Below are 10,719 nucleotides of genomic sequence, written 5' to 3' on the forward strand. Positions count from 1 at the left end.
AATGTAGTCACGTCTTGGTTAGCCGTTGCCTATCTTGCCGCCAGCACTTCCTGCTCGTAGCTCTTGACCTCAGCCAGCCATTGTTCACGGACCGGTGTATTCTGCGAAGCGCAGTAATAATCCCAAACCGCGCCAAATGGATAGGACTTAAATTCTTCGACAAGTGCGAGCCGGGAAGTGTAATCACCGGCCAGTTCAACAGCCTTCAGCTCCGCTACTGGTTCCAGCATCGCACGCAGCAAGGCTTTGATCGTGTTGCGTGTGCCGATAACCCATGCCGCAATATGATTGATACTGCCGTCGAAGAAATCCAGACCGATATTCGTGCGCGGCAGTAAATCTCCGCGGACCAGCTCCCGGGCAATCTCCAGCAGTTCATCATCCATGGTCACCACATGGTCACTGTCCCAGCGGACCGGTCTGCTGACATGCAGCAGCAGCTGCTCGCTGAACATCAGAATGGAGGACAGCTTATTGGAAATCACTTCAGTCGGATGGAAGTGACCGGCATCGAGGCAAATCGCTTTGCCCCGGGTCAGCCCGTAGCCCATATAAAATTCATGCGATCCGACCACATAGCTCTCCGAGCCGATGCCGAACAGCTTGCTCTCCACGGCATCAATATTATACTGTGGATCAATCTCTTCGCTGAACACTTCATCCAGCGATTCTTTCAGCCGTATCCGCGGCGCCAGCCGGTCCACCGGGGTATCCTTATAACCGTCAGGCACCCAGAAGTTGGTGACGCAGGGTTGTCCCAGCTCACGCCCGAAATGTTCGGCGATCCGCCGGGAAGCCTTGCAATGTTTAATCCAGAAGCTGCGGATGGCTTCGTCTGCATGGCTCAAAGTGAACCCGTCTGCCGCATTCGGATGGGAGAAGCAGGTCGGATTAAAATCAAGTCCAAGCCCCTGCTCCTTGGCCCAGTCTACCCACGATGCAAAGTGGCGCGGTTCCAGTTCGTCCAGATCCACCTTTTCGTCTGTATCAGCATAAATTGCATGCAGGTTGACCTTGTGCTTGCCCGGAATCAGCGATAAGGCCTTCTCCAAATCCTGACGCAGTTCCTCTGGTGTGCCGGCGCGGCCGGGATAACTTCCGGTTACGGCAATCCCGCCGCTAAGCTCCTTATCCTTAAACAGAAAACCTCTAACGTCATCTCCCTGCCAGCAGTGCAGTGAAATCTTGATCTGTGCCAGCTTCTCCAGTACTTCATCCACATTAATGCCATGAGCGGCGTACAGTTTCTTGGCTTCGTTATAGCTGTTCATGATGCTCTGATCCATGGCGCATCCTCCTAAAAGTTTTGTGAGCATCTGCTCCATCGGTTTACTTCGGGCAAAACCCGCTTCCAAAGCGGAGCTTATGCGCCTTCACTTGTAGCCGTTTCCGCTGCATTCAGCTCCTCCCAGCGGACCAGCAGCTCGCCAAGCTGCGGCATAGGCCGGGGTAGATAGGATTTGATCTCAAACGATTGCCCGATCAGTGTTCTGGCCTCGTGGATGTCCGCGACCTTGCCCGACTGAATCAGCTGCACCGCAATATTTCCCAGTGCGGTGGCTTCAGTGGGTCCTGCAAGGACCTCCTTGCCGATTACGTCTGCGGTCAGCTGGCACAGCAGCTCGTTGTTCGCTCCACCGCCGACGATTTGCAGCACTTCGATGGCTGTGCCAGTAAGCGCTTCGAGTTCTTCCAGATAGCTGTGATAGGATAACGCCAGACTGTCAAAGATGCAGCGTGCCAGTTCACCCGGCGACTGCGGAACAGGCTGGCCGCTCTCGGCACAGAATAGGCGGATTTCTTCTATCATGTTATCCGGATTCAAAAAACGCGGATCATTGCAGCCAATCAGGCTGCGGAACCCTTCAGCGGCAGCGGCCTGTTCAGCCAGCTCAGCAAAGCTGTAGCGGCTGCCGTCCAGCCTGCGCACCTCCTGGATCAGCCACAGTCCCATAATGTTTTTGAGGAACCGGTAGGTGCCATAAGCACCCCATTCATTGGTATAGTTAGCTTCCCTTGCACTCCGGTTATTAATCGGCTGATCCAGTTGAGCGCCAAGCAGCGACCAGGTGCCGCTGCTGATATATGCTGAAGATCGCCCGCTTTGCGCCGGGATGCCGAGGACGGCGGAAGCCGTATCATGGGTTGCCACGCAAATGAGCCGGCATTCCGGCAGATCATACTGCTGCATCAGTGAATCACTGATGCTGCCTAGATCTTCACCGGGCTCTGTCAGCCCGGCGAACTGCTCTCGCTCAAGCTGAAGCAATGCAAGCAGCTCAGGATCGAAATCACGGCTTGCGAGATTGAGCAGCTGAGTGGTCGAAGCATTGGTAACCTCGTTGATCTTCCGGCCGCACAATCTATAGTAGAGATAATCGGGCACCAGCAAAATCTGATCCGCCTTAGCCAGCTCCTCACGGTCATGGACATACAGCTGGTATAATGTATTAAATGTTAACTGCTGAATCCCCGTCTTGGCATAAACAGCTTCCGGAGAAATGAGCTTCGCCACCTCTTCCATGACCCCATCCGTTCTGCGGTCCCGGTAAGCATATACCTCATTGATTCGGTTTCCCTCAGCATCCAGCAGGACGTAATCTACCGCCCAAGTATCAATCCCGAGGGTGCATTTCGTCACACCCCCTGTTTTTGCTTTTTGCAGCCCGATAAGGATCTGCTCCAGTAAGTAATCCACATCCCAGAAGCAGGAATCGTCGCGCTCGGTGAATCCATTGCTGAAACGGTGGATCTCCTCCAGGGTGAGACTCCCGTCCACGATGGTTCCGAGCACTAGCCGCCCGCTGGAGGCGCCGATATCGACGGCGATATGATTGTTCATAGGGAATCTCCTTATTAAAAGATGTTCTAGAGGATTTTGCGGAATAGGGCAATGACTTCTTCTTTGGCAGGAATGAATGGATTTCCTGGTGCACAGGCATCCTTCATCGCATTTTCAGCGAGCAGGTCAAGATCAACCTCATCTACACCCAGCTCGGATAATTTGGCCGGTATGCCGACTTCCTTGGACAGCGCTTTAATTGATTCGATTACGAAATCGGCGCATTCCTTGTCGCTTTTGCCGTTCACCTGCAGGCCGATCGCTTTGGCGATACTTCTGAATTTCTCCGGTACATATTTGGCGTTTTCTTCTTCTACATATGGCAGCAGCATCGCATTGCACACCCCATGCGGCAAATCATATACTCCACCAAGCTGATGCGCCATGGCATGCACATATCCGAGTCCGGCATTGTTGAAAGCCAAGCCTCCAAGAAAAATTGCGTAAACCATCTGCTCACGCGCTTCAATATCATGGCCGTCTTTCACCGTGCGGGCCAGATTGGCAAATATAAGCTCCACCGCAGCTAATGCCGTTGCATCGGTGACCGGATAAGCTCCTGGCGTCACTAATGCTTCAATAGCATGAGTCAGGGCATCCATTCCTGTTGCCGCAGTAAGCGCGGCCGGCTTGTCGACCATCAGCTCAGGGTCATTTACCGAGATGGTGGCAATGCTGTTCTTATCCACCATAACCATCTTCACCTTGCGTTCCTCATCCGTAATGACATAGTTGATCGTCACTTCGCTTGAAGTTCCGGCGGTAGTGTTCACCGCAATAATAGGCAGCGATTTATGCTGTGACTTGTGTACACCTTCGTACTCTGCGATATGTCCGCCATTGGTAGCAACGATGCCGATGGCTTTGGCTGTATCCTGCGGCGAACCACCGCCGATGGACACCAGATAGTCGCATTCATGCTGCTTCAGAAAATCAACGCCGTCGTGGACATTTTTACAGGTCGGGTTAGGTTTGACTTCATCATATACGACATAATTAATTCCCGCTTCATCCAAAACAGCCAGCAGCTTACCGGCGATTCCGCTCTTGACCAGAAACTTATCGGTGACCACAAGCGCTTTCTGCAAATTCAGCTCTTGAATGTACGGCCCGATTTCCTTCAGACAGCCTTTTCCCATAATGTTGATAGAAGGAACATAATAAACATGAGTACTCATTGATTGACCAGCCTCCCAGGCAATTTATATACAGCGTTTACAAGTTAACACTCTTTCCTCTGCAAGCTTGGTTTCATTCGGCTGTGGCACTTCAGGCTGGTCTCTGAAGATTCGCAGCGGACCGGCTCTGGCGCTCCTCTAAGAGGCATGCGCTTTCAAAGGAATAATGATATCCTCATCGTATCGTCTTGAATCTTTGTTGTCAACATTTAAAATAATAATTATGTTGTTTTTATTTGTTTATTGTTTGTTTCGCGAAGGTTATAATAGAATTAATGTTGTTTCTCCTTAGTTTATTGCAAAACACAGATCGTTAGGTCTATATTTATTAAATAGTTCTATATAGATTGAACTTGAGAAAATACACTTAGGGAAAAGTGGCGGAGGAGAATTTTGGAACTGTAGGAGCGATAGCGTCCGCCTGAAAGCTTTCCGCAGGAAAGCTCGCTTCGAAAGCATAGGCAAGGTTTGGATTTCTACCGCGCAGTTTATTTCAGGAAATCCAAACCTAACAGCGGCTGGAAGTCCAAACACTCTCTGGAGTCACGGCCAACCCCAAAATAGAAAATCACAAGTTCAATCTATATAACTCCGGAAAGGTGATTATGATGCTCGCAGCTGAAAGACGCAAAAAAATAATAGATTTAGTGCATCAGGATAAAAGAGTTCTGGTCTCTGATTTAAGCCGCATGTTTGAAGTAACGGAAGAAACGATCCGCAGGGATCTGGAGAAGCTGGAAAAGGACGGCATTTTAAGCCGTACATACGGGGGGGCTATGCTGAACAGGCATACCAATGAGGATCTGCCGTTTGTCACCCGGGGTGCCATAAATACTGATATCAAACGCAACATCGCGCTTAAGGCGCTTGAACTTATTAATGACGGTGACACGTTGATGGTCGATCCCAGCTCAACGTCCTTTGAATTCCTCAAACTGCTGGGCAACAAAAACAATCTGACGGTCATTACGAATTCCATCAATATTTTGCATGAGTTCGCCAGCTCCGGTATGAATATTATTTCCTCCGGCGGATCTTTGCGCCACCGTTCACTCTCTCTTGTGGGTCCTGTCGCCCATGACACGATCCAGCGGTACAACGTAGATACTGCCGTAATCAGCTGCAAGGGTGTTGATATGGAACGCGGTATCACCGATTCCAACGAACCGGAGTGCGAGCTTAAGAAATACATGCTGCGCCAGGCCGAAAAGGTTGTGCTGCTCGCCGACCATACCAAATTCGACAAGACCGCCTTTACACAACTGGTCCAGCTTAACCGAATCGACGTGCTGATCACGGACCGCAAACCGTCAGAAGCCTGGCTCAAGCGGCTCGCAAAGGAGAATGTTGAGGTGCTGTACTGACCTCTGCGGAAGGGCCTGGCCGCCCAGAAGATAGTTGTGGCAACAGGAAACGACGTATGAAAGCAACGAAAGGACAAACCAGGGCAATACGAGGATATTACTGGGGCAATAACAAGGCTGCAATAGGAGTGTTATAAAAAATAAGAGCGGCACTTCCCTCCTTTAAGGATGAGAAAGGCTGCTCTTATTGGGATAGTTCAGAGATAATTCCATAGTATTTGCTGAACGGGATTCAATGTTTGTTAAGCAGACAGATATCTGGCTCATATACTTGCAGAACTGACCAGTCCACCTATATGTGCATGCCGGTTCTATACAATGTGCATCGGACTCCAGTGACGTTATTTCGGAAAATACCCTGTTTCCGGTCACAAAGCGGACTCCAGAGATGTTATTTTTCATTCCCAGCGCCATTTCGCCGTTTTTTCCGGGAATAACGGCTATACGGTCCGTAAGAAAGACATTACGGCCTATTATTATAGAATAGCGGCTTTACGGTCCGTTAGCCGGTTTGGTAACGCAGAATGCTGTATCGTTTGAGCTTAGACAACAGTCGCATGTGTTGCATGTGTTGCATGTGTTGCATCAATCGCATCAGTCGCATCAATCCACGTCAGTCACGGACGCCTTTCACATCAGTCACATCAGCCACGCCATTCGCAGCATCCATAACGTCAGACAGCAGCCTCGCTTCACTATCTGATCTGCCTGATTACATTACCTCTCCCTTAGACAGCATGATGTTAAGAATTGTCGTATCCGTTGCGGCAAGGCCTTCCTGGACCAGCCTCTCCATGTTGCGGATCGTATCTTCCACCTCTTCAAAAATCACCCCATCCCTATCGGTGGGCGAAATATTGTTCATGGCCAGTGTAGCTGCCTGAATTGCTGCATTAGTAGCCGTGGAGATTTTCAGCGCGCAGGTGGATTTCGCACCATCGCAGATCATCCCCGACAAAGAGGCTATCGTATTCTGTATCCCGTGCTTAATCTGCTCCAGGCTCCCGCCCATCAGATAGATGATCCCGCTGTTGGCCCCTACTCCGCCTGCGATGCCTGATCCGCATAGCGGGGACAGACGCCCGATATAATGTTTGACATGGACGGTGATCAGGTTGCTGAGGGCCAGTGCCCGCGCCAGCGTCTCCTCATCTTTGTTCATGAGCCGGGCGAGCTCAATCACCGGCAGCGTACACGCTATGCCCTGATTCCCGCTGCCTGCCGTTGTCATCACCGGCATTGCACTGCCGTCCATCCGCGCATCGGAGGCTGCAGCTGTAGCAGCGATGACCTTGTTGGCCACATCATTGCCAAACAGATTGACCGCCGATTGCTGCAACATTTTTTTACCCACCTGCAGCCCGTAATCTCCCCGCAATCCCTCATCGGAGATGGCCTTGTTCATTACCGCACCTTCCAAAAGAAACTGAAGGCTGGAGAAATCGACAGTCCTGACGAACTCAAAAATTCCGTCCAGTGAAACCGCATAAACCTCAGGGTCCAATTCCTCGGATCTCTCACAATCCGCCTTGTCTTTTGGCAGATCAAGTGCGATCCCATCCTTGGCCAGAAAGATCACATGTGTATGCTCTTTGGCAATAATCGCTGTAGCTGTGTGGCTCTCACTGTGTACCCGCGCCTCAATATACAGTTTCTCGGGCGTGTTTTTCAGCTCCACTTCAAGCAGCTTCCGGTCAATGATCTCGTTGGCTTTACTAAGCTCTGCCTGGGACAGCCCTGACAATATCTCGAGCTTCTTATGGGAACGGTGAATCACCGCCCCCAAGGCAGCTGCAATGGGCAGACCGTTTTGTCCGGTACCCGGAATGCCTACACCCATAGCATTTTTAATAATATTTCCGCTAAGAAACAGCTGAATCGACGTGATTTCTTCCTGAACCAGCTCCGCTGCTAAGGAGACTGCATAAGCGACGGCGATCGGCTCCGTACATCCCTCCGCCGGAACTACTTCCTTTTTCAAAACATCCAATAAATTAACCATGTTCGATATCACCATTTCCTCTTGTTGTCGGAGCATTTCTTATATAGTACAGGAATATTGCCGAGAGATCGACCCTTCTTCTCTGGAAATTGTCCGGCTCATGCTATTTCTCTGGCGGGTTTAACCTGTTTGGCATTACAAAAAAAGCAGCAAGTCCCAATACCACGATGGTATTAAGTCTTGCTGCCTATTGTTATCCTATGTGTTTCCAGAACTTCTTATTTGCTCTCCACTGCATGGCCGCCGAATTCGTTGCGCAGTGCGGCGACCACCTTGCCGGTGAACGTATCGGTTTCAAGCGACCGGTAGCGCATCAGCAGCGCCATGGCGATGACCGGTGTCGCAGCCTGCAGGTCAAATGCCGTTTCCAGTGTCCATTTGCCCTCACCCGAGGAGTGCATAATCCCTTTGATCTCGTCCAGCTTGGCGTCTTTGGAGAAGGCGCGTTCTATCAGCTCCATCAGCCATGAGCGGATGACGGAACCGTTGTTCCACACGCGGGCTACTTCTTCAAAGTTGAAGTCATAACCGCTTTTCTCCAGCACCTCAAAACCTTCGCCGATCGCAGCCATCATGCCGTATTCAATCCCGTTGTGCACCATCTTCAGGAAGTGGCCGCTGCCGGACTTTCCGGCGTACAAATACCCGTTCTCCACAGACGTATCACGGAACAGCGGTTCGACCACTGCCCAGGCTTCCTCGTCTCCGCCAATCATATAACAAGCGCCATTGCGGGCGCCTTCCATTCCTCCGGAGGTTCCCGCATCCAGGAAATAGATCCCCTCCTTGCTCAACGCCTCATGGCGGCGGATCGATTCCTTGTAGTGTGAATTTCCGGCCTCAATAATGATATCGCCTTTAGACAGCAGCGGTGTAAGCTCAGCAATAACAGAATCGACAAACTGATGCGGCACCATAATCCAGGCAACCCGCGGGGTTTCCAGCTGATTAACAAGCTCGGCGAGACTCTTTGCCATAGCCGCACCTTTAGAACCCATCTCCTCCACCGCAGCGGCATTCACATCAAACGCTACAACTTCATGATCATGCTCCAGCAGGTTCTGGCCCAGATTGAAGCCCATTTTTCCTAAACCGACTAATCCTACTTTCATTAGATATCCCTCCGAAAATTATTAATTGGATCTTATAAAACCAAGTGGGCAAGTAGTTACAAAGGGCTTAATCAAGCACCCGGCCGGATGGCCACAGGATCGGTCTCATGAACACCATTCGGCTCATGCTGCTCCGCAGGGAGCTCATCATCCAACCACCAGTGGTCCTCTCCAAGCAGCTCATCGGCCGCATCCGGTCCGTAGGAACCCGCAGCATACGAATGAAGCGGCAGAGTGCCTTCCTCAGTGGCTTCAATAATCGGCTGCACCCACTGCCAGGACAGCTCGACTTCCTCCCAATGGGCAAAGAAAGTAGCATCTCCAAGCAAAGCATCGTAAATCAGGTTCTCGTAAGCTTCCGGCAGATCCGGATTACCGGATTCATGCTTAATGCTGACCGGCTCCAGCTGCCCGTGCTGGCGCGGATTTTTGGTGTTCAGCTGCAGGGAGATACCTTCGCCGGGACCGATTTCGATCACCAGCAGGTTAGGATCAAGATCCAGCTTCCCTCTGTTTTTGTTATGCAAATCATTAAACGGTTCTTTGAACTCTATAACGATTCTTGTTGATTTCTCTTTCATCCGTTTACCGGTACGGATATAAAATGGCACCTCACTCCATAATGGATCATCAATCCAAAGGCGGGCCGCGATATAAGTCTCATTCTGCGAAGAAGCTTCAATTCCCGGCTCGGAAGTATAGCCGGCTACCTCCCTGCCCCGGATTTCACCGGCGGCATATTGTCCACGGACCACATGCCGGGCCACGTCTTCTTTCAGCAAGGGGCGCACCGAGCGGATCACATGCCGCTTCTTGCTGCGGACATCTTCCGGCGTACTGCCCTTGGGAAGCTGCATCGCCATCATCATCAACAGCTGCAGCATATGGTTCTGAAACATATCGCGCAGAGCACCGGCTTTGTCATAATAACCTGCCCGTTCCTCTACCCCAACCGTCTCAGCGGCTGTAATCTGAACATTAGCGATATAGCGGTTCTGCCATAACGCTCTCAGCACCGGATTCGAATATTTCAGCACTTCGAGATTCTGGACCATCGGTTTGCCCAGGAAGTGGTCGATCCGGAAGATTTCCTCTTCTGTAAAAGCTGCATTCAGGCTGTCATTCAGCTCCCGCGCCGATTTCAAATCTCTGCCGAACGGTTTCTCGATGATCAGGCGTTTCCAGCCTTTGGTGTCACCTAGTCCGCTTGTGTTAATGTTGCCGGCAATCGGCCCGAAAAATTCAGGACCTACAGACAAATAAAACATCCGGTTCTCCGGAATGTTCAGCAGTTCCTCACGGCGCTGCACATGCGCCAGCAATTTCTTATAATCCTCCGGACGTCCAACGTCCAGCACGCTATATTCAAAAGCCAGCAGGAAATCCTGCAGCTCCGCCGATTCTTCTACCTTCCGCCGGGAAAAGGTGCGCAGCGAATCCAGCACTTGCGCCTGGAAGGTTTCGTTACTGAGCTCTCTTCTGCCGAGACCAATGACCGAGAGAGGACCGGAAAGCTTGCCATCTGCGAACAAGTTATATAATGCAGGGTATATTTTACGTTTTGCTAAATCTCCTGTGGCGCCAAAAAGTACAAAGGTTGATGATTCCACTTTCATTCCTCCCGTTGTTGTCAAATGTTTATGAGGTTACTTATTATTACTCGCAAACTTTTATAACACCCATCATACGACTGCAAAAAGTATTCGTCAACCTCATTCTGACATTTACGAAAAGTACTTATTTTCACGAACTCTTCACTATGCTATAGTAAGGAGGATATTAATAATAACTGTGAGGGGTGGGAAAGGCAATGAAGCAGGATTTCAAACCGTTGCTCGCCAAGGTGGAACATGCCTATCATATCATCGGGAAGAAATGGGTTAATCTTATCATCCACGTTTTAATGGAAGGACCCAAGCGCTTCAGTGAGCTGCATGCCATCATCCCTGATTTAAGCAAACGAATGCTGAATGAACGCTTGAAGGAGCTTGAAGAGTGCGGGTTGCTAAATCGTGTGGTCATCCCTGACCGCCCCGTAAAAACGGAATATTCGTTAACGGAAAAAGGGCAGGAGCTTGGAGCAGCACTCTGCCATGTGGAGGTATGGGCGATGAAATGGTTATAACTCCAGCCCCTTACCGTAAAAAAGAGGGAGTACCCAAGCCTTAACGGCTTCCGGTTCTCCCTCTTTTCGGGTTACTATTGTTTGCAAATGTCTGTT

The 10,719-nt window shown here is 50.6% G+C and carries 8 protein-coding genes; 2 read left to right on the forward strand and 6 right to left on the reverse strand.

What is annotated here, in order from left to right; translation table 11 throughout:
- Positions 1–29 precede the first annotated feature (29 nt).
- From rhaA to NSS79_RS19630, 3 genes are all read right to left on the reverse strand, one after another.
- On the reverse strand, positions 30–1,286 hold the full coding sequence (rhaA, locus tag NSS79_RS19620) for an L-rhamnose isomerase (protein ID WP_342435799.1): 1,257 nt from the start codon (positions 1,284–1,286) through the stop codon (positions 30–32).
- Positions 1,287–1,363: 77 nt separating this feature from the next.
- Complete coding sequence (rhaB, locus tag NSS79_RS19625; RefSeq protein ID WP_342435800.1) at positions 1,364–2,842, reverse strand: rhamnulokinase; 1,479 nt, start codon at positions 2,840–2,842, stop codon at positions 1,364–1,366.
- A 26-nt stretch (positions 2,843–2,868) separates the two neighbouring features.
- Positions 2,869–4,020, reverse strand: a complete 1,152-nt coding sequence (locus NSS79_RS19630; protein ID WP_342435801.1) for an iron-containing alcohol dehydrogenase — start codon at positions 4,018–4,020, stop codon at positions 2,869–2,871.
- A gap of 608 nt (positions 4,021–4,628) precedes the next feature.
- Between NSS79_RS19630 and NSS79_RS19635 the strand changes: the two genes are divergently transcribed.
- Positions 4,629–5,384 (forward strand): DeoR/GlpR family DNA-binding transcription regulator, encoded by a 756-nt coding sequence (locus NSS79_RS19635; protein WP_342440404.1) that lies wholly within the window; start codon positions 4,629–4,631, stop codon positions 5,382–5,384.
- A gap of 712 nt (positions 5,385–6,096) precedes the next feature.
- Here the strand turns inward: NSS79_RS19635 and NSS79_RS19640 are convergent.
- The 3 genes from NSS79_RS19640 to zwf all read right to left on the reverse strand — a co-directional run bounded on the left by NSS79_RS19640 (position 6,097) and on the right by zwf (position 10,108).
- Complete coding sequence (locus NSS79_RS19640; RefSeq protein WP_342435802.1) at positions 6,097–7,386, reverse strand: L-serine ammonia-lyase, iron-sulfur-dependent, subunit alpha; 1,290 nt, start codon at positions 7,384–7,386, stop codon at positions 6,097–6,099.
- A gap of 218 nt (positions 7,387–7,604) precedes the next feature.
- On the reverse strand, positions 7,605–8,498 hold the full coding sequence (gene gnd, locus NSS79_RS19645) for a phosphogluconate dehydrogenase (NAD(+)-dependent, decarboxylating) (RefSeq protein ID WP_340897873.1): 894 nt from the start codon (positions 8,496–8,498) through the stop codon (positions 7,605–7,607).
- 71 nt (positions 8,499–8,569) lie between these two features.
- A complete protein-coding gene (zwf, locus tag NSS79_RS19650) occupies positions 8,570–10,108 on the reverse strand; it encodes a glucose-6-phosphate dehydrogenase (RefSeq protein ID WP_340897872.1) in 1,539 nt (512 codons plus the stop codon).
- 200 nt (positions 10,109–10,308) lie between these two features.
- Between zwf and NSS79_RS19655 the strand changes: the two genes are divergently transcribed.
- Positions 10,309–10,623, forward strand: coding sequence for a helix-turn-helix domain-containing protein (locus tag NSS79_RS19655; RefSeq protein WP_038593196.1), 315 nt, complete (start codon positions 10,309–10,311; stop codon positions 10,621–10,623).
- The last annotated feature ends 96 nt before the right edge of the window (positions 10,624–10,719 follow it).

Origin of the sequence: Paenibacillus sp. FSL L8-0436, assembly GCF_038593025.1 — a bacterium.
In the GTDB taxonomy this organism is placed as follows: Bacteria; Bacillota; Bacilli; order Paenibacillales; family Paenibacillaceae; genus Paenibacillus_AQ.